The organism is Kaistella antarctica (assembly GCF_900109615.1).
GTDB classification, from domain to species: domain Bacteria; phylum Bacteroidota; class Bacteroidia; order Flavobacteriales; family Weeksellaceae; genus Kaistella; species Kaistella antarctica.
This window is the reverse complement of record NZ_FOIX01000003.1, coordinates 190,205-213,941: the sequence shown is the minus strand read 5'-3', so window position 1 is coordinate 213,941 and position 23,737 is coordinate 190,205. Positions and strand designations below refer to the sequence as shown.

Here is a 23,737-nt window from a genome sequence, read left to right as displayed (position 1 = left end):
TAATGTTTGTTATTTGCCATCAACTTTCACACCAGCCTTCTTTGGTGTTTCGGTCTGCGCTTGTACCAGCTTCATTTCTTGAAAGCGTGGTTGCAGAATTTTTGCAATGAGACCTGTCCAGCCAGTTTGGTGTGACGATCCTACTCCACGGCCAGTGTCGCCGTGAAAATATTCATAAAATAAAATATAATCCTTAAAATCTTCATCTTCTTGAAACCTTGGATATTGTCCATTGAAAGCGCGTTTTCCATTTTCATCTTTCAGGAAAATATTAGATAATCGTTTTCCCAAAAACTCTGCAATTTCATTTAAATTCAAATAGATGCCGCTACCAGTCGGACATTCAATTTTAAAATCTGGACTATAATAAAAAAAGAAACGTTGCAGACTTTCTATAATCAGAAAATTAACCGGAAACCAAATAGGACCACGCCAATTGCTGTTGCCGCCAAACATATAACTGTCACTTTCTGCCGGCAGATATTTCACCTTATAATCAGTTCCATCTAAATTAATATGAAAAGGATTTTCTTCATATTCCTTTGATAAAGCACGAACGCCATAATCGCTCAAAAACTCTTTTTCATTGAGCATTCTCTCTAGAAGTTTCTTCAACCGATGACCTCTCAACAAAGAAAGCAAATGTTTAGAATCCTCGCCTTTTACTTCCCAATGGGAAACTAATGCTGCCAGTTCTGGTTTGTTTTTTAAAAACCAGTCCATTCGCTCTTTAAATTTTGGAAGTTTGTCCAGCATTTCATCATCAATAACTTCTACAGCATACATGGGAATTAAACCAACAATAGTCCGGATTTTCAAAAGTTTATTTGTTCCATCTTTTAAAGAAATTGCGTCGTAAAAAAATTGATCTTCTTCATCCCAAAGTCCAAATTCACTTTCGCACATGCAATCTAAAGCATGGGCGATATGCAGGAAATGTTCAAAGAACTTTGTCGCCATATCTTCATAGACTTCATTATACAAAGCCAGTTCCATGGCGATTCTCATCATGTTGAGCGAGAACATGGCCATCCAACTTGTGGCGTCGGCTTGTTCTAAATCTTCACCAAAGGGTAAATTTTCGCTGCGATCAAAAATACCGATATTGTCTAAACCTAAAAATCCACCAGAGAAAACGCTGTTGCCGTTGTGGTCTTTTTTATTGACCCACCAAGTGAAGTTCATCAGGAGTTTTTGAAAGACTCCCTCTAAAAACAGTAAATCTGGTTTGCCGTTTTTAACTTCATCAATTTTAAAAACGCGAAATGCTGCCCAAGCATGAACGGGCGGATTTACATCACTGAAATTCCATTCATACGCAGGAAGTTGGCCATTCGGATGCATAAACCATTCGAGCGTTAGCAGTTTCAATTGTTGTTTGGCGAAATCAGAATCGATGATGGCAAAACTTAAGGTATGAAAAGCCAGATCCCAAGTCGCAAACCAAGGATATTCCCACTTATCCGGCATCGAAATAATATTCATAGAATTGAAATTCTCCCATTCTGTGTTTCGGATATTCCTGCGGGATTTCGGTGGCGGAATCTCGGCAGGATCACCTTTTAACCACTTCTCAACACTGTAATGATAGAATTGCTTACTCCACAACATTCCCGCAAATGCTTGTCTTTGAACCAGCTTTTCATCATCGTTTAAAATTCCTTTTTGCAAATCTTTGTAATAATCATCAGCTTCGGTTTTTCTTTCGGAAAATATTTCTTCAAAATCCTGAAAAGGTTTTGCTAAATCTTGATCGCATAATCTGAATTCGAAAACCTGAGTGGTTTTTCCAGCGATTACTTCATCAATAACGAAGGAGGCCTTCGTTCCCGTTTTTCCCGAATTGACTGCTTTATTATTTCCATTAATTATAAAATCATTAATTCCATCTTTGCAAAACTTTCCAGCATTTGCAGAATTGAATAATCGTTTATTGTTGGTTTCATTGTCGCAAAACAAAACATCAGAAGATTGTTTTGCATAGAAATTTTTTACAGCTAATTCCTTGTGATCAATGGCAATTTGCGAAGAATTATTGGCGTTCAATTGAGGGCGGTAATAATCATAACCCCAACTCCAGGAATTCCGAAACCAAATCGTCGGCAATAAAATTAAAGGTGCATCTATAGCTGATTTATTGGTAACCGTAACTTTAATTAAAATATCTTCAGGTGAAGATTTCGCGTATTCTATAAATATATCAAAGTATTCATTTTGGTCAAAAACCCCCGTATCGATTAGTTCATATTCAGGATTTTCTTTCCCAGCCTCTGCATTTTTTTCTAATAATTCTTCATATGGAAAAGCATTCTGTGGATACTTGTAGAGCATCTTCATATAAGAATGAGTCGGCGTATTGTCTAAATAATAGTAATATTCCTTTACGTCTTCGCCGTGATTTCCCTGCCCGTTGGTCAAACCGAAAAATCGCTCTTTGACCATCTTGTCTTTTTTATTCCAAAGACCTAAAGAGAAAACCAACAGCTGCATATCATCGGATATTCCGCAAATCCCTTCTTCTCCCCAACGATAAGTTTTTGCTTCGGCAGTATCGTGATTGGTATAATTCCAGGCGTCACCATTGGCGCTATAATCCTCGCGAACCAAGCCCCATTCGCGATTGCTAACGTAGGGACCCCACTTTTTCCAAGCGATATCGGGTAATCTTTTATTCTCTTCAATCATCTTATTTGAATTTAAAGGGATTTATTATTTACGAAAACTTCTACTAAAAAAAGTTTGCGAGTCTAGCTAAAATCCGCGCCCCGGCTTGAATGAAGCTCTTTTTAGTATTGCCTTACAAAATCTTCAATTACAAAAACAGTCTTTTGCAATACTAAAAAAGCGGGAATGGAAGATGGAGATTGGCGCCCAAAAAGAATTAGCCATTTTCAGAAAAACTTTCAAAAGTCGTCATTCCACCATCGATAAAAATACTGGCGCCCGTAATATAATCAGCCATATCGCTGGCTAAAAAAACCGCTAAATTGCCAATATCTTGCGGTTGACCAATCCGATTATACGGAATTAAAGTTAGCAAAGAATTCAGTTCCTCAGTTGTTTGCCAGGCATTTTTATTAATAGAAGTTTGAATCGCGCCGGGACAAATGGAATTCACCCTGATCTTATCGGCTCCATATTCTTGCGCTAAAGTCTGCATTAGCATTTTGATCGCACCTTTACTCGAGGCGTAATTGGCATGACCTGCCCAGGGAATAAGCTCATGAACAGAAGAAATATGAATGATTTTGCCGCAAGCTACGGATCGAGTTAGATCGATTCCTCTCCTTAGAAATTCCTTAATTGCTTCTCGCGCACACAAAAACTGTCCTGTTAAATTAACGCCGATCACGGCATTCCACTGATCCAAAGTCATCTCAGTAAATTTAGAATCTTTTTGGATTCCGGCATTATTAACCAAAATATCGACAGTTCCGAACTTCTTGATCACGCTCTGAAACATGATAATAACTTCATCTTCTTTGGAAACATCGCATTGGCAAACCATTCCCATTCCACCATTATCAGTGATTTCTTTTAAAACCGCAGTTGCTTTATCCAAAGAACTTTCCGACGGATAATTGATCACCACGGTTGCACCAGATTCCGCCATTGATTGCGCAATTCCGGCTCCTATTCCACTGGACGAACCTGTGATGATGGCGACTTGATTTTTAAGAGAAATTTCCATAACATGACTTTAATTGTTACAAAAAAGAAAGGAAGTATCGAGCCAAACCTAAAATTTACCGTGAGATTTTACTACCTATTTTAGTCATGGTACACGTCTTCATACATTACGCCTGCTTCAATTCTTACTGGCAGAAAATTCTCAGCGGGAACAATCGGACAACTGTAATCGTAGGCATTATACGCACAAAGTGGATGATAGGATTTGTTGAAATCTAAAATAATGGTATCACCTTTAGGAATTTTTAAGTCCATGTATTTACCGCCGCCGTACGTTTCTATTTCATTGGTGGCATCTCGAAAAAGGAGAAAAAGATAATCTTCGTAACCGGCTTGCTTCATTAAACCCAGACTTTGATAAATTGTTAAAGTTAATTCCTGACCATCTAAAATAAATCTGGCTTTCCCGTACTCTTGGTAAGGTTTTGTCCTGCCGGAAGAAGTCTCAATTTCAAAGGGAACTGCATTTTCAGTTTTGGTCAGTTTTGCAGAAACCCGATATTTTAAATTCGCGGGGAAGAACGGATGCTCTGTGAATTTGGTGAAATTATCTCCTCGTAAAGGCGTTTTTTTCGGATTGGTGAACTCGGCGTTCAAATCTTTCTGAAATTTTTGAATCTCAGAAATCAGGGCTGTTTTTGACTGTGACGCACAGGAAGTCAACAACAGACCAACCATTAAAATAAAGAACTTTTTCATTTTTTAATATATTTCTTTCTGACGGATTCATAATGGCTTTCATCAGCAGAAACATAAAAAGGCATCTCTATAAAATTTTGATCACGGTACATGCCGAGGTGCAAATAAACTGGTGTTGTACTTTTTTCTGTGGTAATTTTAAAATTTAAAACATCCAAAAAATCTTTAGGAGATTTAGTAGTGTGAGCAGAAACCAATTTTTCAACTTTTATTTTACCATTTTTGTAATGAAGATAATTACAACTTCTCTTCAAAGAGTCTGCTGATAGTTTTGCCTGAAATTTCTTGGAAATATTGAAACCTTCAAATTCAGAATAGTCTTTATTATCGCATTTATTTATATAGGCTTCAACAAAATCCATGGCAACCGCTTTTCTTTCTACGCTCATTTTGCTTAACGGAACGGCTGTATAGCGAGACTTATAACGCGTATCACAACTTCCAAATAAAAAAGGAATCAGCAGGAGAAAATAAATATTTTTCATTTTAATTAATTTTTACTTTATAAACATCAGTGGTATTTCTCTTAATGTTCTTGACCCAAAATCCACCATCTTCCGGAATCTCTTCTTTTAAATCGAAAGTCTTGCATTCTTTGGGCAACCCAGAAAAAACCAACGTAAACCAATAATCCTTCATGGGTGGAACTTCCGTCCAATATGGGAATAGTGAAATATTCTCGTGGTGAATTAAAGTGCTCTTATGCTGCAAACTTTCATCAAGTAAAAAAGTAGAGGACCAAATCCGAATCAGCATATCTGAAAACATTGTTCTGGGGAAACAACAGTGCACGATCACCTGCTTTTCAATCTCCACTTTGGGTTGAAGAGCTTCCAGAAGTTCTTGCGAAATTTTGGGTTTGGTAATGGTTGTCATTTTAAACAATGTTGCGTCGGTATATTTTAATAATCGAGTTCGAGTTTCTCTTTGGTGTACTTTCTACTCTGCTCTGTAAGGTCGGGATTTTCAGATAGCTTTTGACCATAGGTCGGAATGATTTCAATCAACTTTTCTTTCCACTCGTTCTCAACTTTATCTGGAAAACATTTTTCTAAAACCTGAAGCATGGCAAATGCTGCGGTAGAAGCTCCCGGCGAAGCACCCAAGAGAGAAGCAATGGTTCCACTTTTATTCACCACGACTTCTGTCCCGAATTCTAATTTACCACCTTCTTCGGCGTTTTTTTTGATGATTTGAACTCTTTGTCCTGCAATCTTTAATTGCCAGTCTTCTTCTTTAGCATCTTTTACAAACTCCCTTAAATGCTGCATTCGCTGCACTTTGGTCATCGCGACTTGTTGTACCAGATATTTGGTTAAAGGTAAATTGTGCCACCAAGCGCCAAACAGCGATCTGATGTTTTTCATATTCACACTTTCGGGTAAATCGAGGTAACTGCCTTCTTTTAAAAACTTGGTTGAAAAACCGGCAAATGGTCCAAACAACAAAGCTTTCTGACCGTCAATAATCCTTAAATCTAAATGGGGAACGCTCATCGGCGGCGCATCTACGCCAGCTAGCGTGTAAACTTTTGTCTGGTGCTTTGCAATCAACTCTGGGTTGTGCGTTACGAGCCATTCGCCAGAAACCGGAAACCCACCATAGCCTTCACTCTCGGGAATATCAGTACTGTCGAGCAAGGGAAGTGCATAACCACCAGCTCCAATAAAAACAAAATCGGCGGTGATTTCAGACGATTTTTGATGCAAGCGGTCTTTCACTTTCAACCACCATTTATCATCTGGTCGTGGATCAATATCTTTCACATCGTGATATAAGTAAACATCAACATTAGAATCTTCGGCTAAAAAGCGACCCATTTTTCGGGTTAATGTGCCGAAATTCACATCGGTTCCTAAATCCATTTTAGTGGCTGCGAGAACTTCTGTCTCTTTTCTTTTGCTCATTATTAAAGGAATCCATTCTCGAAGTTGGTCGTGATCAACCGAAAATTCCATTCCTTTAAACAAATGTGACTGAATCATTTTTGCATGGCGCTTTCGTAAAAACTCAGAATCTCCTTTGCCAAAAACCAAACTCATGTGCGGACAGGAATTAATAAAATCTTTGGGATTATCGATATAATTTTTAGAAATCAAATAAGACCAAAACTGTTTTGAAATTTCAAACTGTTCTGCAATAACTTCTGCTTTAGAAATATCGATGGAGCCATCTTCTCTTTGGGGCGTATAATTAAGTTCACAAAAAGCAGAATGCCCTGTCCCAGCATTATTCCAGGCGGCCGAACTTTCACGGGCAAATCGACCGAGTCGTTCGAAAATAATAATTTTGAGATTGGGATCTAGTTCGTGAAGCAATGTTCCGAGTGTGGCACTCATAATTCCACCACCGATTAAGACGACATCGTAGTGAGCTTGAAGAGGTTTATGATTGGCTGAGGTAGGCATATTTCTATATTTTATAATGACGAATTTCGGGAAAACTTTTATTCTAGAACGAATAAGGTTTGTTAAAATTAACTTCAACTAAAGATTCAACCACGCTTTAAACATGATTAGTACAATATAAAGAAGATAATTGAAAGCCTAGTCTTAAAGAGCAGAATTCGGGATTACATAAAAATAAACCGAAATAAAATGACAGAAAGTTCCGAGTAAAACGAAGAGGTGAAAAATGGCGTGGTTCAGTTTCAGTTTATTAATACTGTATAAAATTGCACCGATGGTGTAGGCTATTCCGCCCGAGATTAACCAAAGCAACCCATTAAAATCAAGACTCTGCAGTAAACTTTTGGAACTGAAAATAATCAGCCAACCCATGGCGAGGTAAAGAATGGTCGATAGAATATCAAACCGACCCGTGTAGAAAATTTTGAAAATAATTCCGACTAAGGCGATGCTCCAAACAATTGAGAAGATGACATACCCTTCTGTTCCATTTAATGAAACCAACACAAATGGCGTATAACTGCCCGCAATCAAGACATAAATCGCAGCATGATCGAAGATATTAAGTCGATATCTTATTATAGGATTTTCAGAATAGTGGTAAAGCGTGGAGGCTAAATAAAGAATAATCATACTCAACCCAAAAATTGGAAAGCTTATTATTGCCCAGATATTCTCCAGCTCGAGCGCTCTGAAAATCAACAATACCAAGCCGATTACACTCAGTATTAAACCTAAAAAATGAGACCACACGTTCAATTTTTCTTCTAAATTAGAATAAGTATGAATGGGATATTTAGTCTCGGGCTTCATTAGCTGAGGAGTAAAGTCAATTTTTTAAATTCAGTTTCTGCATTTTTTTCTTCGTACAGAATACGGTAAATCGTATCAATTATTGGTGTTTCCAATTTCTTCTTTTTCGCTGTATGATAGACTGAATCTGCAGCGTAATATCCCTCTGCAACCATATTCATCGACTGAATGGCTGATTTCACCGTATATCCTTTTCCGATGAGATTTCCTAAATTTCGATTTCTGGAAAACAATGAATAAGCGGTTACCAATAAATCGCCGAGATAGGCGCTTTCATTAACATCACGCGGAACTTCATAAACTGCTTCTAGGAAAATTTCCATTTCACGAACAGCGTTAGAAACGAAAACGGCGGTGAAGTTATCACCGTACCCTAACCCACTGGAAATCCCGGCTCCGACGGCGTAAATATTCTTTAAAATGGCACTGTATTCATTGCCTAAAATATCTTTGGTAGAATGCACATTAATAAAATCAGAAGAAAATAAATCGTGTAATATTTTTGCAACATCGTCTTCTGCCACAGCAATTGTAAGATAAGATAGTCGTTCCATGGCAACTTCCTCTGCGTGACACGGCCCAGCGATGACGGCCTGATTACGGAAGCCAATTTTGAATTCATCCCGAAGATAATGCGCCACGACATCATTTACTTTCGGCACGATTCCTTTAATTGCCGAGACAAAAATTTTATTCTCATAGTTGCACGTCATTTTATCCATGGCATCAGACAAATAGATGGACGGCGTTGCTAATACAACTACTTCACAAGCCGAAACCAATTCGTTGATATCCGTCGTTACCTTGAGTTTTTTTTGATCAAAAGAAATGGAAGTTAAATAATTAGGATTGTGTCCGCGCTGCTCGATTGCCCCTTTTACATATTCATTTCTCACACACCAGTGAACCACTTCGCAATTTTCGACCAACATTTTCACAATTGCAGTGGCAAAACTACCACTTCCCACTACGCCAACTGAGGTTTTGTTCGTTTGCAATTTTGGGGCTTTCTTTTTTGTCATAATTAAAAACTTAAATGCTGTTCGAAAGTATCTGAACAGGTGAGAATCATTACTACAAATATATTAAAGCTTTCTGAATCCTGCGAACAATAATTTTGCAATAAATGTCAGGCGGAGTTTGAATACTTTTATTTGGAAAAAATCGTTTTTAAAAATATTTAATACATTTGCACTCGTAATTTTTTAAAAACCAAGCCTTTAATAATGAAAAATTTCTTAAGCAGTAAAAAGAATATCAATTTAATTCTAGGGATATTAGCCATGGTTATTTTTGGCCAGTCCTTATTCATTGGTAAATTATACGCTGAAAAAGACGATAAATCTTATCAAGTCAACTTAGTTCCCATTAAAACCGAAAAAGACAGCATCGATTATTTGGAGATGAAAAACAATCTGATGTTAGTTGACAACACCGTCAGAGAGTTAAATTCTTTCTTAGCTTCCAAAAATCTATCGGATGGCAAAATTGAAATGCTCGCCAAAGACAGTATTTCCAATGTTGTTTATTTAGCAAAACAAACCAATCGTTACAGCCAGTATTTAATGGATTTACAAACCAAATTGCAGCAAGTTCCTTTGGGAATCCCTACAGATGGTTACATCTCTTCGCAATTTGGAAAAAGAAAGAATCCGTTCCCTGAAAAAGTAATGCTTGCTTCGATAAGTCCTTTGAAAGCAGAACCACAATACATTGAGATAAAAGATAGTTTAGGAAATGTGATTAAAAAACCTGCTACATCTACTGTAAACACAGCAACTCTTAGTCAAAATAATGCTCCTGCAGAAAAAGATCAATATAAATTTCACAAAGGTTTAGACATCGCTGTTGCTCACGGGTCAGCGGTGAGAAGTGCAGCCTCAGGAAAGGTAATTTTCGCTGGCGTAAAAGGTGGTTACGGAAATTGTGTCATCATTTCACACGGAAACGGTTTAGATACACTTTACGGACATCTTTCTGCGATTTTGGTCAAAGCAAATGATGTTGTAAAAGTAAACGACGTGATTGCTAAATCTGGAAATACAGGTCGTTCTACGGGACCTCATCTTCATTATGAAGTTCACAAAAACAACACGCCGGTTAATCCGAAACTGTTTATGAATTTATAAAAAAGACCGCTTAAAATATTGAAACGCTTCCGAATTATTGGGAGCGTTTTTTTTACGACGATTTTGCAATACTACTTGGAGGTTTAAAGAAGCTTAATTTAAGATATCGCAGATTGAATTTAAAAAATCACTTATTTTTTATGTGCTAAAATTTACTCAAATTTGCAGCTCGCCCAAAAAATGAAGTTGACCTATGATTTTATGTATTGCTGAAAAGCCAAGTGTTGCTAGAGATATTGCCAAAGTTTTAGGAGCAGATGTTCCCAAGCAAGGCTATTTCGAAGGCAATGGTTATTGGGTTACCTGGACGTTTGGACATCTCTGTACGCTGAAAGAACCGCATGATTACAGTGCGCACCTTAAATCCTGGAATTTATTTACCCTTCCGATTATTCCCGATCCGTTCGGAATTAAGCTAATAGAAAACTCAGGTGTTGAACGACAGTTTAAAATCATTGAGAAATTGGTTTTGGATTGTGCTGAAGTTATTAACTGCGGTGATGCGGGGCAAGAAGGAGAAGTCATTCAGCGCTGGGTTTTGCATAAGGCGAAATGTAAAAAACCAATGAAAAGATTGTGGATTTCGTCATTGACGGAAGAAGCCATTAAAGAAGGATTTGCTAATTTAAAACCTGCTGAAGACTATCAAAATCTCTATCTGGCCGGAAATGCGCGCGCGATTGGTGACTGGCTCTTGGGAATCAATGCTACCCGATTATTCACCCGAAAATTTGGCGGAAATAAAAGCGTGCTTTCAATTGGCAGAGTTCAAACGCCGACGCTGGCAATGATAGTTTTGAGACAGAAAGAAATCGACGCATTTACAACGGAAGAATATTGGGAACTGAAAACCAAATACAGAGATGTTATTTTTAATGCAGCCATCGACCGTTTAAAAACGAAAGAAAAAGCAGAGAAAGGATTAGAATATCTAAAACAAAATCTTTTTGAAATTATCTCTTTTGAAATTAAAGAAGGAAAAGAAAAGAATCCACGGCTCTTTGATTTGACGGCTTTGCAAGTTGAAGCCAACCGAAAATTTGGTTTTTCCGCCGAGAATACCTTAAAGTATATTCAAAGTTTGTACGAAAAAAAACATACGACTTATCCGCGTGTTGATACGACTTACCTTTCCGAAAGTTTGCATTCAAAGATTAGTGGTATTCTGCAATCAATGAATTTTTATTCTGAGTTGACCGCGCCACTTTTGACGCAAGCGATTCCCAAATCGAAAACCGTTTTTGATGATGCTAAAGTCACCGATCACCACGCCATTATTCCGACGGAAATTCCACCTTCGTCCAATTTAAGTCGCGAAGAAAAACTGATTTATGATTTGGTGGCGAAACGTTTTATCGCTGTTTTTTATCCGGAATGTAAAATCTCCAATACTTTAGTAGAAGGTCAAGTTGGGACGATTCCCTTTAAAACAACTGGGCGACAAATCCTGGAATTAGGTTGGCGAGAAGTTTACCTTAAAGACAAAAAAGAAGACAGCGAAAAAAAGGAGAAGGAGGAAGAGCAGACGATTCCGGAATTTAAAGCGGGTGAAAAAGGGCCACACAAACCTTTAATTCATCAAGGAAAAACAAGTGCTCCGAAAGCTTATACGGAAGCTACTTTATTGCGCGCCATGGAAACCGCGGGGAAACAAGTGGAAGACGAAGAACTGCGCGAGATGATGAAAAGCAACGGCATTGGCCGACCATCTACCCGAGCCAATATTATTGAAACCCTTTTCCGAAGAAAATATATCGAGCGGAAAAAGAAAAACATTTTTGCAACTTCAACTGGTGTAGAATTGATTGACACCATTCAAGATGAATTATTAAAAAGTCCTGAATTAACAGGAGAATGGGAATCTAAACTTAGAAAGATTGAGCGTGGAGAATATGATGCGACTCAATTTAAAGAAGAATTGATAGCGATGGTAACCAACTTAACCAGAACAGTCATTAACGAAAAAGCGAAAGTGATTTCTTTTCAGGAAGAAGTAAAACCGAAAGAGAAGAAAGAGACAGCGCCCCGGAAAATTGTAGCGATTGTTTGGGAGGAAGAAGACTGCCCAAAATGCAAACAAACCAAGTTGATGAAAGGCAAAACCGCTATTGGTTGTTCCAATTATAAAGGCTGTGGATTTAAAGTTCCTTTCCTTTTGTTTGGAAAGAAACTCACTGAAAAGCAAATTCAGGACATCATTACCAAAGGAAAATCTTCAAAACTGAAAGGATTTACAGAACATCCCGAGGGTTTAACGGAAGGAGTTTTACATTTAACTGACGAATCCGATGTTGAATTAAAAGCAGATTAGTAATCGCATTCGTAGTTTTAAATTTCAGTTTATTTGAATTTATTACCTTTGCACCCAATAGGTTTAACCTAAGCGTTACCCATTAAAACATACAATTTTAATAAGAGGATTTGAAATCCTTGATAACAATTATCTCATGACAATAGACAAAAATCAAGTCGTAGCATTACATTACACGTTGAACGCCCTGGAAGAAAATGGTGAAAAAACTTTCATCGAAACTACAGAGGCTGAAAATCCTTTTACCTTTTTATACGGTGTCGGCATGATGTTGCCCAAGTTTGAAGAAGAACTTCAAGGTATGGTTGCAGGCGACAAGAAATCATTTACCATCGTTCCAGAGGAAGGATATGGCGAAAAAATTGAAGAAGCAACAACGCAATTGCCCGTAGAAATGTTTGCTGACTCAGGAATGCCACCAATTGGTGCGATGTTACCTCTTCAAGACGCTCAGGGAAATCATGTGAGCGGTATTGTTTTAGAAGTTTCTGAAGAAACGGTAACTGTAGATCTAAACCATCCAATGGCTGGAAAAACGTTGCATTTTGATATTGAATTAGAGTCTACCCGACCAGCAACAGAAGATGAATTGGCTCACGGCCACGTTCATGGAGCTGATGGGACGGAAGTTCATTAATCACCAAATTTTTTTATAATAGCTGCGATTATTTCGCAGCTATTTTTGTTTATCAAAATGAGTTTAAAACAAAACTCAACTCTATGGTTTGCATAATATCTAAAATTATCAGGATATTTTTATAAAATTTACAATAAATAACATTTCATTTTTAAAGATAATTTAAGTTGAAACCTTACCACTTCCTCTCATTAATTCGATGTTATTAATTAATTTTCAAAGTAAAACCCTTTAAATATCAAAAAATGATATTTACATCAATATCGTTAAAATATTTTCGGACTGACATTTGCAACGCTAACTATTAACTATAGAGATCATTACTTTTTTCTTTACCAGAAACTTAAACGATGATTTTCAATCTTTAGAATTAAATTTTAACTACTAAAATAAAACAATATGAAGACAGTACTAGCCTTAGCTCTTGCAGCAATCGTAACAAGTTGTGCACCCGTGTCGAACACCGTAACTCCTACGGCAGAAACCATTAATAAGAAATGGGAATTAATCTCCTTAGAAGGAAGAGAAATTACGACCAGCAAACCAGTGTTCATCGATTTCGACGCCAATAATAAAATTACTGGATTCGCTGGATGTAATACTTTGAACGGAAATTACATGGTAAAAAATGGAACTCAAATTAACTTTACCCAAGTTGCGAGTACCAGAATGATGTGCGCACCGTATGATATGAACGTTGAAAAAGAGGTAATGGACGTATTGAAAACTGCTGATAACTTTACGCTAAATAACGGTCAACTAATGCTGAACGTAGGAAGAAGAGCACCTCTTGCTGTCTTTGCTGAGATGAGTAAAGATCCGGCCTTAAATACTTATTGGAGCTTGAAAGAGTTGAACGGAAAAAAAGTAACGATGGTTCCTAACCAAGAAAAAGAGCAAGGATTTATGTTGAGAAGCGGTGGTAAAATCACTGGTTTCGCAGGCTGTAACTCTTTCAGTGGTAACTATACGCTTTCTGGTAAAAACACCATTACCTTTAATCCTAACATGGCAATGACGAAAATGGCTTGTCCGGATGTTAAACTGAATGAGCAAACCTTTGCTAACATCTTTAAAAATGCCAACAATTATCAAGTGAAAGATAAAATGTTGATTTTGAAAGACGCTGGAAATAAAGTTTTTGCCGTTTTCGAAACGAACTAATTTGAACAGAATCTTCACTAGGCAGAACCAATATAGAAACCTTGAACATTCCTGTTCGAGGTTTTTTTAGTTTAATTTATAGCGGGAAATGATTCGAATTAAAGTTAAGCATAGCAGTTTCATCAAAAATGCAAAACCGCTTCCACTAAAATCTCGTATTTTTAAGTATGCAAAAAATTATTTATCTCCTGCTCGGGTCTTTTCTCATGATGAGTTGGCAGTCTCAAAAATATAAAGATATCGTTTACAGTTCTTCCAAAAATGCGGAAGATTTGAAACTCAACATCTTCGTTCCTAATAATCCTACAAAGAAAAAATTACCCGTGCTTATTTTTGTTCACGGTGGCAATTGGAACAGCGGCAATAAAGATCAGTACGGTTTCTTTGGCAGAAATTTTGCCAAGAAAGGCGTGATTACAGTAATGCCGGAATATACTCTAAGTCCGAAAGCGAATGTAGATCAAATGACAACACAAATTGCAGCTGCCGTAAAATGGGTGCAGCAAAACATTTCAACTTACCAAGGAAATCCTGATCAGCTTTTCGTGACTGGACATTCCGCGGGCGCGCAATTGGGTGCTTCCGCCGTTTTGAACCCAAAATTTGGGATTGACTCTAACTCCATCTCAGGAATCATTTTAAATGATGGCGCTGGGATTGACATGAAAGATTATCTAGAAAAAATTCCACCAACATCCGAAGATGACTATCTGGCGACTTGGAGCAACAAGCCAGAAAACTGGTATCAAGCGTCTCCCATTAATTTTCTGGATGAGAAATCGCCGCCCTTTTTAATTTACGTCGGTTCAAAAACGCACGAATCTATAACTACGGCCAACAAACATTTTGTAACGAAACTGAACAAATTTCAACCTGATGTTAAACCGATCATGGTCAACAAAAGTCATATTCCTATGATTTTGCAATATTTTTTTCCGTGGAGCAATCGTTTTGATGAAACCGTTAATTTCATGAAAAAGAACAGCAAATAAAACTTTCTTACAAAGTCATCCAGAAAATACTTCCGCCGTTTTCTTCACTATCCAAACCGATTGAACCTCCTTGTTTTTCAATAAAATTCTTGCTGATGGCTAAACCCAAACCAGTTCCGGTCTGATGATCTTCTGGAATTTGAAAGTACCGGTCAAAAACTTTGGAATGGTATTTCTGATCGATTCCTTTACCAAAATCCTGTACAGAAAACTTGACTTTATCTCCAATTTGATCGGTGACGATAATCACTTTTTGCCCGACTTCAGAATGTTTGATCGCGTTCGTTAGGAAATTATTTAAAACCCAAACGGTTTTATCAAAATCGGCTTTTATCGCGTCCTCACTCTTAGTCTTCAGGTTAGAGATCAGTTTAATTTCTTTGTTCTCCGCAATAATCAAGTTATTACTGACCGCGGTTTTCACCAAATCAGAAACGTTGCAATCTTTAATATTAAACCGGATATTTCCACTTTCGGCTTGAGATAAATTCAACAGCTCACCCGTAATATTCAGCAATCTTTCGCCATCTTCTTCAATGCTTTTCAACAATTCTTTCTGCTGCTCATTCAAATTTCCGAATTTTTCATTCTTCAATAATTGCGTGCCCATTTTCATCGAAGAAATCGGTGTTTTTAATTCATGAGAAACGGTCGCGATAAAATTCGTTTTCGCAAAATCCAGTTCTTTGTAAGCCGTAATATTTCTTAGTAAAATTACTTTACCCGCATCTTTCTTCTCAGTTTCACCGGTCGGAATAATACTGATCGGAATGATTTCCTGTTCAAAATAACTTTCTTTGTTGTCGGCGAAAATTTTCATCGGTACTTCTAATTTCTCTTCCGCTCCAGCATTACGCAACAATTCCCTCAGCAAATCATTATTCACAGCAATGTCTGCGGCAGATTTCCCAACGACATCTTCCCGAAATAAGCCAGAAATTTTCAGCGCTTCTTCATTAATAAAGTTGATTTGATTATTTTCATCCAACCCAATTACAGGATCATGCATATTGGAAATCAACATTTCGACGCGTTTTTTATCCATCAACTGTTTCGACAAACTGCTGCTTTGATATTCTTCCAACTTTTCTGCCATCGAATTAAAGGAGTTGGCTAAGTCTTCAAACTCTTCACTTCCTTCGAAGTTAACACGTTCATGATAGTTTTTATTGGCAATCTGCTTGATACTTTCCGTTAATTCTTTAATCGGCCGCGCGATGTTATCCGGAAGATTAAAGAGCAACGTAAAGGCGATAATGAAACAAATGGTTCCGAGAGAAATTACCCAAGTCGTGGCAGTCTCCGCGGTTTCAATCGCCGTATCACTTTTCTGCACAATGGCCGTCATATTCAGACGCATAATATCCACCAAATCATTTCTGATCAATTTTTCACTTTCAATATTGGGTAATTGCTGATAATTTTGAAAGTGGGAAACTAAACTTTGATAAGAATCTTTTTCACCCTTTTCGGTCAGATTTTTACTTTCCAGGACGAGATTATTCTTGAAGATTTCAGTTTGCGTACTGTCTGTATCGATGCGATCCAAAGCCAATATCATATTTTTAGAATATTCCAATGAGTTATAATTGGCAATCAGAATTTTTTCTGTGTCAGATTTTTGCTTGTAGATGTTCAACGCACTTACAACGGATAACAGGACAATCATTAGAAATAATAATCCTACACCGAGCGTGAGTTTGGTTTTAATTTTCATTTGATGAAAGAAATTATATTTTTAAAATCGTATTGCGACCTTCTTCAGGAAAGAATGATGATATCCACTTTTTCATTCATCATCTTGGTGACAAAGTTATGAAACCAATTGAGGCGAAAAACCTGTTGAAAAAAATTATGATGTGGTTTCCCAATGCAAACCGTGGTGATTTTATTTTCTTGCACATATTCCAGAATCGTGTCCGAGATTGAGGCGCCGTTTTTCTTCACCACTTGAGCACCCATTTCTTGGGCGAAATTTAAGTTGTGAATCAAATATCTTTGTTTGTCTAAAGCAATTTTATCTGCACTTTCCTTCGGTAATTGAACGTATAGAACCGTCCAGCGACTGTTGTAATAACTGGCCAATCGTGCCGTTTTCCGAATTACCGCTTTGGCCGTTTTTTCATTGCTGCTAATGCAAGCTAAGAATTTTTCCGGTCGTGTATTGACCGATTTGGTGACTTCTGTTTCAACTTTTTTCTCAACGTGCGTGGCGACTTCCTTTAAAGCCAATTCCCGAAGCTGCAGAATATGATCACTTTTAAAAAAATTATTCAGGGACACTTCAATTTTGTCTGCAGGGTAAATTTTCCCTTCTTTTAGTCTAGCAATTAATTCGTCACCCGTCAAATCGATATTCACAACCTCATCCGCCAATGCGAGAACTTTATCGGGAACCCTTTCTGTGACTTCGATGCCGATTATATTTTTTACGCTTTCATTTAAACTTTCGATATGCTGAATATTCACGGCACTGATGACGTTAATTCCTGCCTCCAAAATTTCTAAAACATCCTGCCATCTTTTCTTGTTCGCGCTTCCTTCTACGTTCGTGTGCGCCAATTCATCAACAATTACAATATCGGGATGGTCATTAATAATCGCTTGAACATCCATTTCCTCTAAATATTTTCCTTTATAAAAAATAGATTTTCGTGGAATTATAGGAACACCTTCTACCAAAGCAATCGTTTCAGCTCGAAGATGCGGCTCGATATACCCAATTTTAATATCAATTCCATGCTTCAGCAACGAGTGTGCTTCCTGTAACATTCGATAAGTTTTCCCCACGCCGGCGCTCATTCCGATATAAATCTTGAATTTGCCGCGTTTGGATCTTTGGATAAGTTCTAGAAAATGTTCAGCTGAAGACATTGATGATTTGTTACTATTATATATGAGTTGAAGCTTTTTCAGTTTCAAAACCAGGCTGAAAGACTTGTGGTGATAAAGAAGTTCGTGCTTTCCGGCAGATTATCTTTCATAAAGATAGCGTCTTTGGAAGAAAATCCACGCGCTTCTGTTCGCCACAATATATTTTTATGAATTTCATGATCGATGTTTATGGAATATCCGAAAGTTTGAAAGCCATTAGGAGTCGAGGTTCCGATAATTATGCCTTTTTCATCATTAAAATATTCTACTCTTCCACCAATTTTCGTCTGATCGGTAATCGCATATCGCAGCAATAAATTCGGAGAATACCAGGAATTGTATTTCTCGCTTCCTTTTGCATTTTGCTCTGCACCGAGGTCAAGACCTGCGATACCAGACCATTTTTCGCCGAGCGTAAAGTTTGCATACAAATCGTGGAAATAGCGCATTCTTTTATCATCGGTCGGTTTATCATTTCCGACAAATGAACTGCTGTTCAAACTGAAATTATCAGAGAATTTATACGACAACTGATGTCCGAAAGCTAAAGTCTGATTTCCTTCTGGTCGAGCGATTCTTTGCCAGCCATTTAAAACCAAGCCACTTAAGAAAAATCTACCGTTATCTGAAGTGTAAGAAATCTTCGCTCCCGTCTCAAAGTACGGAGAATTTTCAGCGGCAATACTTCTGGTTAAAGTCAAATTATCTTTTCCGATCGCACTTTCCCACCCGATGTGTGAAGGCATTATTCCAGCATCAATCCAGATATTTTTCGTTTTAGAAACCTTGAAACCAATGTTAGCTTCATTAATGTGTTTCAACAAATCCTGTTCTGCAGCCAGATTATCCTGCGGATAAGCTCCCGCCATTAAAGCCAAATTAGCGCGCATATTCTCTGTCGCATAATTCGCTTTCACCAAACCTAAATTCAGATTAAATTCGTTGTGGCGATTGTAGGTATAAAGAAAAGGTTGGCGAATATGATTATCCGGTTGATGGAAATCGTAGGTGTAAAATATTTCGGCGTAACCGGAAAAAGTAACTTTTGGAACTGCAGTTTCTATTTGTTCCTGCGCATTGAAAATTCCAAAAACCAATAAAGATGCTGATAAAATTAATTTTTTCATTATTTATTTTTTAGATGTTAGAGTTTAGATTTTAGATTTTAGAGCTTAAATTTTAAGGTGATCTATTAAAGTGAATTACAGTTTTTAAAATTATTGTTAACTATTTCTGTTAATTACGTCACATCTTTTATCTTTCATCTATTTTCTTTCTCTACTTGTATTATTTAAGATTCTCCAGAGCTGCATTCAATTTCAGCACATTCACCTTTTGAGGAGCAAAGAATACAATGTTCTCCGCTGCTGAATTTTCAGCAATTAAATCCTTCACTTTTTCAGTGGATAAATTTCTGGCTTTGGCTACTCTATCGATTTGAAATTCGGCTGCCGCTACAGAAATATTAGGATCTAAACCACTTCCACTTGCGGTAATTAAGTCAACAGGAATTTTAACTTCGGTCATCGTTGGATTAACCATTAGTAAAGTGTCGATTCTCTTTTGAACCTGCTCCAGATATTCCGGATTGTTTGGTCCTTTGTTACTCGCACCACTTCCGGCAGCGTTGTAATCTACAGCTGACGGACGACCATGAAAATACTGTGGAAGCGTAAATTGCTGTCCGATATTGGCGTATTGTTTTTGACCCTTCACCGTGATCTGATTTCCGAGTCCTTTATTCGGAACTACTTTTCCGATTCCAAAAACGACTAACGTATAAACTCCGATTACTGCGACCATTCCTAAAGTAAGGACTAAAGCTGGTCTGATATATTTTTTCATTTTTTAAAGTTTTATTTTAAAATTTACATAAAGACGGTCACCACCATATCGATCAGTTTAATACCGATAAATGGGACGATAATTCCGCCGAGGCCGTAGATAAAAAGATTTCTTCTCAACAACGCACTTGCACCGATTGGTTTGTATTCAACGCCTTTCAACGCCAACGGAATTAAAAAAGGAATAATGATCGCATTAAATATTACCGCTGATAAAATGGCACTTTGTGGACTGTGCAAATTCATAATATTTAAAAATTGCAAAGCCGGAATAAACGTGATAAACAAAGCTGGAATAATGGCAAAATATTTGGCAACATCATTCGCGATGGAGAACGTGGTTAAAGTTCCACGCGTCATTAAAAGTTGTTTACCGATCTCAACGATCTCAATTAATTTGGTTGGATCATTATCTAAATCCACCATATTTCCAGCTTCTTTTGCAGCTTGAGTTCCACTATTCATCGCCACACCTACATCTGCTTGCGCTAAAGCCGGTGCGTCATTTGTTCCATCGCCCATCATGGCAACGAGTTTTCCACTTTCCTGTTCGCGTTTGATGTAGTTCATTTTATCTTCTGGTTTCGCTTCGGCAATGAAATCATCAACACCCGCTTTTTCGGCGATATATTTAGCAGTTAAAGGATTATCTCCTGTAACCATCACGGTTTTCACCCCCATTTTACGCAACCTTTGGAAACGTTCGTTCATTCCGGTCTTGATGATATCCTGCAATTCGATTACGCCCAGTACTTTATTATTTTTGATAACAACTAACGGAGTTCCGCCATTCCCAGCAATCATTTTAACGGATTCTTCAATCTCTGCGGGAAAGTCATTTCCCGCCTTTTCAGCAATCTGCTTGATAGAATCGAACGCACCTTTTCTGATTTGGGTGTCCCCGAAATCTACTCCAGAACTTCTGGTTTCAGCCGTAAATTCTATAAAAGTTGGATTCTCTACAATCAGATTTTCCGGCTTTAATGCAGCCAACTCCAAAATAGATTTTCCTTCCGGGGTTTCATCTGCGAGTGAACTTAATGCCGCCGCTTTCACAAACTCGTCCATTAAAAGTCCATTGGCAGGATAAAACTGAGTGGCTTTTCTATTCCCTATTGTTATTGTTCCTGTTTTATCTAAAAGTAAAACATCGATATCGCCCGCAGTTTCTACGGCTTTCCCTGATTTTGTAATCACATTGGCACGCAAGGCTCTATCCATTCCGGCAATCCCAATCGCTGAAAGTAAACCGCCAATAGTTGTTGGAATTAAGCAGACGAAAAGGGAAATAAAAGCGGCAATCGTAATTGGAGTTTGAGAATAATCTGCAAATGGTTTCAGCGTTACGGTTACGATGATAAATACCAAAGTAAATCCGGCTAATAGAATAGTTAAAGCAATTTCGTTGGGTGTTTTCTGACGCGATGCACCTTCGACCAAAGCAATCATTTTATCTAAAAAACTTTCACCAGGTTTGGTATTGACTTTCACTTTAATTCGATCCGACAGAACTTTTGTTCCACCCGTAACTGAAGATTTATCTCCACCCGCTTCGCGAATTACCGGTGCACTTTCTCCTGTGATAGCACTTTCATCGATGGTTGCTAAACCTTCAATAATTTCTCCATCCATTGGGATTTGATCGCCGGCCACACAAAGGAAGATATCGCCGAGTTGCATTTGAGCAGACATTTTCTGAACCGTTTCTACGTCGAAACCGCGTTTATTTTCTACAATTAATTTGGCCGGCGTTTCTTCTCTTGTTTTTCTCAAGGTATCTGCTTGTGCTTTTCCACGTGCTTCAGCGATGGCTTCTGCAAAATTTGCAAATAAAACCGTGAGAAAGAGCGTAATAAATATGGTGAAATTGTAGCCGAAACTTCCCTGACTTTTTTCTCCCATTAAGGTCCATAGCGAAACTACGAACATTACAACTGTTCCGACTTCCACCAAAAACATAATTGGGTTTTTGATCATCACGCGTGGATCCAGCTTGATAAAAGACTGTTTCAGCGCTTCATTGACTAAATCCTTTTGAAAAAGATTTTGCGTATTTTTTGTATTCATTTTTTATAATTATCAAAAATTATTTGGTGATCGAAGTCAAATATTCAGCGATCGGGCCTAAGGTTAATGCTGGGAAGAAAGCCAATGCTGCGATCAATAAAATCACGCCCAAAGTCATTAAACCAAAAGTTGGCGTATCTGTTTTTAAAGTTCCGGCACTTTCTGGTATAAACTTTTTCTGAGCAAGGAATCCAGCAATGGCAACCGGTCCGATGATCGGTAAGAATCTTGCGAGAATCAATACGACTCCAGTTGAAATATTCCACCAAGGTGTATTATCGCCCAATCCTTCGAACCCTGATCCATTATTCGCGGAAGCTGAAGTAAATTCGTAAAGCATTTCACTAAAACCATGAAAGGAAGGATTATTTAAAGTCGCCGTTCCGAGCTCCGGTTGATAAGCGGTCAAAGCCGTTCCAGCCAATATTAAAAAGGGATGAAGTAAAGCAATCATCATCGCGATTTTCATTTCTTTAGCTTCGATTTTTTTACCTAAAAACTCTGGAGTTCTTCCCACCATCAAACCACTGATAAATACAGCTAGAATAATGAAAACGAGGTAATTTAAAATCCCAACACCGACTCCACCATAGAAACTATTAATCATCATCGCCAGCAACATATTCATTCCTGAAAGCGGCATATAACTATCGTGCATAGAATTTACGGATCCTGTTGAGATCACCGTTGTTGCAATACTCCAATAAGCGGAAGCTGATGAACCGAACCGAATCTCTTTACCTTCCATATTCCCTAAAGAAATATTAGCGCCCATTTCCTGAATTGCAGGATTTCCGGCATTTTCAAAGGCAACGTTCATGGCCATTAAGGATAAAAATCCAATTGACATAACCGCAAAAATAGTCCAGCTTAATTTTCTTCTTTTTATAAAAAATCCAAAAGCGAAAACCAGAGCGAAAGGAATCAACATTTGCGAAACCATTTCTGTAAAGTTGGTAATGTAAGTCGGGTTTTCTAAAGGATGAGCTCCGTTGGTTCCGAAAAATCCACCACCGTTTGTTCCCAAATGTTTGATCGGCACAAAAGCCGCAACTGGACCCGTGGAAACATCCACACTTTGACCTTCCATATTGGTAATTGTGTCTTTACCATTGAAAGTCATGGGCGTTCCATTAATCAATAAAATAGAACCGACTACAATTGAAAGTGGTATTAAAATTCTGGTAACCGATTTCACGAAAAAGTTAAAGAAGTTTCCTAAAGTTTCACTCGTTTTTTCTCTGAAGGCGACAAAAACATGCGCTACCGCAGCCATTCCAGTTGCAGCGGTGGTAAACTGTAGAAACATTAAGTACAATTGTCCCAAATAACTTACGCCCGATTCCCCGGAATAGTGCTGCAAGTTACAGTTCACTAAAAAGGAAATTACCGTATTAAAAGCTAAATCAGCACTTTGACTTGCGTTATTGTCTGGGTTTAAAGGCAACCAACTTTGATTCATGAAAATTAACATTCCTAATAAGAACCAAACAAAATTGATCGCCAATAAAGCCATCATATTTTTTTTCCAGGTCCAGCCTTCTAAAGGATTGATGCCCGAAAGACGAAATAAAAATTTTTCAATTGGATGAAAGATAAAATCCAAAAAGGTTTTTTCGTTACCGTACACTTTAGCAATATATTTCCCGAGCGGAATTGCTAAAACCAAGGTGACAACGAACATGAGGACGAGTCCCAGTAATTCTATATTCATTTTGTATTAATTTAAAATTTTTCGGGTTTGATTAAGACGTAGCAGATGTAACCAAATGCTGCGAGGGAAAGCACAAATAGGATCCACATAGTTTTAAATTTTATCAAAAAAGTTAATAGATTTTGCCAGCAGGAAAAAGATTCCGATTCCAACAGAGAGTAAAATGACGGTCAACATTGTTTAATTTTTTAAGGGTTTAGTGGCTTTATGCCAAAAAGGAATCCACCACTTATCAGACAATTGATAGTCAGTCCGTTAGGATACTTTTGACTGTTTTTTAAACAAGAAAAGCCTATCATTTTGATAGGCTGATTTCTCAAATTGAGAATTTATTTGGTTGGAAAAGCGCGGAATTTCTTAGACGCAAAGACGCAAAGGATCTTTGCAATGCTATA

20 protein-coding genes are annotated in these 23,737 nt (G+C 37.7%); 5 read left to right on the top strand and 15 right to left on the bottom strand.

All coding sequences use genetic code 11. From position 1 onward, the window contains the following. Window positions 1-9: 9 nt before the first annotated feature. The 8 genes from BMX49_RS09545 to BMX49_RS09510 form a co-directional block, all read right to left on the bottom strand. Window positions 10-2,685, bottom strand: coding sequence for an MGH1-like glycoside hydrolase domain-containing protein (locus BMX49_RS09545; protein ID WP_034720238.1), 2,676 nt, complete (start codon window positions 2,683-2,685; stop codon window positions 10-12). Between the two features lie 196 nt (window positions 2,686-2,881). Further along, a complete protein-coding gene (locus BMX49_RS09540; protein ID WP_034720235.1) occupies window positions 2,882-3,691 on the bottom strand; it encodes a glucose 1-dehydrogenase in 810 nt (269 codons plus the stop codon). Window positions 3,692-3,771: 80 nt separating this feature from the next. Next, window positions 3,772-4,389 carry a DUF1684 domain-containing protein gene (locus tag BMX49_RS09535; RefSeq protein ID WP_034720234.1) on the bottom strand — a complete coding sequence of 206 codons (618 nt, stop codon included), beginning with the start codon at window positions 4,387-4,389 and terminating at the stop codon, window positions 3,772-3,774. Continuing rightward, window positions 4,386-4,874 (bottom strand): hypothetical protein, encoded by a 489-nt coding sequence (locus BMX49_RS09530; RefSeq protein ID WP_034720232.1) that lies wholly within the window; start codon window positions 4,872-4,874, stop codon window positions 4,386-4,388. Before BMX49_RS09530 ends, BMX49_RS09535 begins: the two co-directional genes overlap by 4 nt. 1 nt (window position 4,875) lies before the next feature. Next, entirely contained in the window at window positions 4,876-5,265 is a 390-nt protein-coding gene (locus BMX49_RS09525) for a hypothetical protein (protein ID WP_034720229.1), read from the bottom strand. Window positions 5,266-5,291: 26 nt separating this feature from the next. Beyond that, a complete protein-coding gene (gene mqo / locus BMX49_RS09520; RefSeq protein ID WP_051803808.1) occupies window positions 5,292-6,797 on the bottom strand; it encodes a malate dehydrogenase (quinone) in 1,506 nt (501 codons plus the stop codon). 144 nt (window positions 6,798-6,941) lie between these two features. After that, window positions 6,942-7,610, bottom strand: a complete 669-nt coding sequence (gene trhA / locus BMX49_RS09515) for a PAQR family membrane homeostasis protein TrhA (RefSeq protein ID WP_034720227.1) — start codon at window positions 7,608-7,610, stop codon at window positions 6,942-6,944. Then, window positions 7,610-8,632 carry an NAD(P)H-dependent glycerol-3-phosphate dehydrogenase gene (locus BMX49_RS09510; RefSeq protein ID WP_034720225.1) on the bottom strand — a complete coding sequence of 341 codons (1,023 nt, stop codon included), beginning with the start codon at window positions 8,630-8,632 and terminating at the stop codon, window positions 7,610-7,612. Before BMX49_RS09510 ends, trhA begins: the two co-directional genes overlap by 1 nt. Window positions 8,633-8,836: 204 nt before the next feature. Here BMX49_RS09510 and BMX49_RS09505 point away from each other — a divergent pair, with 204 nt between their 5' ends. From BMX49_RS09505 to BMX49_RS09485, 5 genes are all read left to right on the top strand, one after another. Further along, window positions 8,837-9,739 (top strand): M23 family metallopeptidase, encoded by a 903-nt coding sequence (locus BMX49_RS09505; RefSeq protein WP_034720223.1) that lies wholly within the window; start codon window positions 8,837-8,839, stop codon window positions 9,737-9,739. 193 nt (window positions 9,740-9,932) lie between these two features. Further along, on the top strand, window positions 9,933-12,050 hold the full coding sequence (locus BMX49_RS09500) for a type IA DNA topoisomerase (protein ID WP_034720218.1): 2,118 nt from the start codon (window positions 9,933-9,935) through the stop codon (window positions 12,048-12,050). Window positions 12,051-12,186: 136 nt separating this feature from the next. Continuing rightward, window positions 12,187-12,687: an FKBP-type peptidyl-prolyl cis-trans isomerase gene (locus BMX49_RS09495; protein WP_034720216.1), complete on the top strand. Its 501-nt coding sequence runs from the start codon at window positions 12,187-12,189 to the stop codon at window positions 12,685-12,687. Window positions 12,688-13,086: 399 nt separating this feature from the next. Then, the gene (locus tag BMX49_RS09490; protein WP_051803807.1) at window positions 13,087-13,851 is read left to right on the top strand and encodes an META domain-containing protein; all 765 of its coding nucleotides are present in this window, start codon (window positions 13,087-13,089) and stop codon (window positions 13,849-13,851) included. 167 nt (window positions 13,852-14,018) lie between these two features. Then, window positions 14,019-14,843 (top strand): alpha/beta hydrolase, encoded by an 825-nt coding sequence (locus BMX49_RS09485; protein WP_034720214.1) that lies wholly within the window; start codon window positions 14,019-14,021, stop codon window positions 14,841-14,843. Window positions 14,844-14,850: 7 nt separating this feature from the next. Here BMX49_RS09485 and BMX49_RS09480 read toward each other — a convergent pair whose 3' ends face one another. The 7 genes from BMX49_RS09480 to kdpF all read right to left on the bottom strand — a co-directional run bounded on the left by BMX49_RS09480 (window position 14,851) and on the right by kdpF (window position 23,431). Next, entirely contained in the window at window positions 14,851-16,560 is a 1,710-nt protein-coding gene (locus BMX49_RS09480) for an ATP-binding protein (RefSeq protein ID WP_034720212.1), read from the bottom strand. Between the two features lie 44 nt (window positions 16,561-16,604). Beyond that, entirely contained in the window at window positions 16,605-17,717 is a 1,113-nt protein-coding gene (locus tag BMX49_RS09475; protein WP_034720210.1) for a histidine kinase, read from the bottom strand. Between the two features lie 44 nt (window positions 17,718-17,761). Further along, on the bottom strand, window positions 17,762-18,844 hold the full coding sequence (locus BMX49_RS09470) for a porin (protein WP_034720208.1): 1,083 nt from the start codon (window positions 18,842-18,844) through the stop codon (window positions 17,762-17,764). Between the two features lie 160 nt (window positions 18,845-19,004). Further along, a complete protein-coding gene (kdpC, locus tag BMX49_RS09465) occupies window positions 19,005-19,562 on the bottom strand; it encodes a potassium-transporting ATPase subunit KdpC (protein WP_034720205.1) in 558 nt (185 codons plus the stop codon). Window positions 19,563-19,585: 23 nt separating this feature from the next. Further along, window positions 19,586-21,628, bottom strand: coding sequence for a potassium-transporting ATPase subunit KdpB (gene kdpB, locus BMX49_RS09460; protein ID WP_034720203.1), 2,043 nt, complete (start codon window positions 21,626-21,628; stop codon window positions 19,586-19,588). Between the two features lie 19 nt (window positions 21,629-21,647). Continuing rightward, window positions 21,648-23,342, bottom strand: coding sequence for a potassium-transporting ATPase subunit KdpA (kdpA, locus tag BMX49_RS09455; RefSeq protein WP_034720201.1), 1,695 nt, complete (start codon window positions 23,340-23,342; stop codon window positions 21,648-21,650). Between the two features lie 11 nt (window positions 23,343-23,353). Further along, complete coding sequence (kdpF, locus tag BMX49_RS14940) at window positions 23,354-23,431, bottom strand: K(+)-transporting ATPase subunit F (protein ID WP_126337198.1); 78 nt, start codon at window positions 23,429-23,431, stop codon at window positions 23,354-23,356. Window positions 23,432-23,737: the final 306 nt, after the last annotated feature.

What these genes read in the sequence shown, in the direction of transcription:
- BMX49_RS09510 (WP_034720225.1), bottom strand. Translation starts at nt 8,632, where the DNA reads ATGACAAAAAAGAAAGCCCCAAAATTGCAAACGAACAAAACCTCAGTT.
- BMX49_RS09535 (WP_034720234.1), bottom strand. Translation starts at nt 4,389, where the DNA reads ATGAAAAAGTTCTTTATTTTAATGGTTGGTCTGTTGTTGACTTCCTGT.
- kdpC (WP_034720205.1), bottom strand. Translation starts at nt 19,562, where the DNA reads ATGAAAAAATATATCAGACCAGCTTTAGTCCTTACTTTAGGAATGGTC.
- BMX49_RS09545 (WP_034720238.1), bottom strand. Translation starts at nt 2,685, where the DNA reads ATGATTGAAGAGAATAAAAGATTACCCGATATCGCTTGGAAAAAGTGG.
- BMX49_RS09470 (WP_034720208.1), bottom strand. Translation starts at nt 18,844, where the DNA reads ATGAAAAAATTAATTTTATCAGCATCTTTATTGGTTTTTGGAATTTTC.
- BMX49_RS09540 (WP_034720235.1), bottom strand. Translation starts at nt 3,691, where the DNA reads ATGGAAATTTCTCTTAAAAATCAAGTCGCCATCATCACAGGTTCGTCC.
- BMX49_RS09505 (WP_034720223.1), top strand. Translation starts at nt 8,837, where the DNA reads ATGAAAAATTTCTTAAGCAGTAAAAAGAATATCAATTTAATTCTAGGG.
- BMX49_RS09530 (WP_034720232.1), bottom strand. Translation starts at nt 4,874, where the DNA reads ATGAAAAATATTTATTTTCTCCTGCTGATTCCTTTTTTATTTGGAAGT.
- BMX49_RS09485 (WP_034720214.1), top strand. Translation starts at nt 14,019, where the DNA reads ATGCAAAAAATTATTTATCTCCTGCTCGGGTCTTTTCTCATGATGAGT.
- trhA (WP_034720227.1), bottom strand. Translation starts at nt 7,610, where the DNA reads ATGAAGCCCGAGACTAAATATCCCATTCATACTTATTCTAATTTAGAA.
- BMX49_RS09525 (WP_034720229.1), bottom strand. Translation starts at nt 5,265, where the DNA reads ATGACAACCATTACCAAACCCAAAATTTCGCAAGAACTTCTGGAAGCT.
- kdpB (WP_034720203.1), bottom strand. Translation starts at nt 21,628, where the DNA reads ATGAATACAAAAAATACGCAAAATCTTTTTCAAAAGGATTTAGTCAAT.
- BMX49_RS09475 (WP_034720210.1), bottom strand. Translation starts at nt 17,717, where the DNA reads ATGTCTTCAGCTGAACATTTTCTAGAACTTATCCAAAGATCCAAACGC.
- BMX49_RS09490 (WP_051803807.1), top strand. Translation starts at nt 13,087, where the DNA reads ATGAAGACAGTACTAGCCTTAGCTCTTGCAGCAATCGTAACAAGTTGT.
- BMX49_RS09495 (WP_034720216.1), top strand. Translation starts at nt 12,187, where the DNA reads ATGACAATAGACAAAAATCAAGTCGTAGCATTACATTACACGTTGAAC.
- kdpF (WP_126337198.1), bottom strand. Translation starts at nt 23,431, where the DNA reads ATGTGGATCCTATTTGTGCTTTCCCTCGCAGCATTTGGTTACATCTGC.
- BMX49_RS09480 (WP_034720212.1), bottom strand. Translation starts at nt 16,560, where the DNA reads ATGAAAATTAAAACCAAACTCACGCTCGGTGTAGGATTATTATTTCTA.
- BMX49_RS09500 (WP_034720218.1), top strand. Translation starts at nt 9,933, where the DNA reads ATGATTTTATGTATTGCTGAAAAGCCAAGTGTTGCTAGAGATATTGCC.
- mqo (WP_051803808.1), bottom strand. Translation starts at nt 6,797, where the DNA reads ATGCCTACCTCAGCCAATCATAAACCTCTTCAAGCTCACTACGATGTC.
- kdpA (WP_034720201.1), bottom strand. Translation starts at nt 23,342, where the DNA reads ATGAATATAGAATTACTGGGACTCGTCCTCATGTTCGTTGTCACCTTG.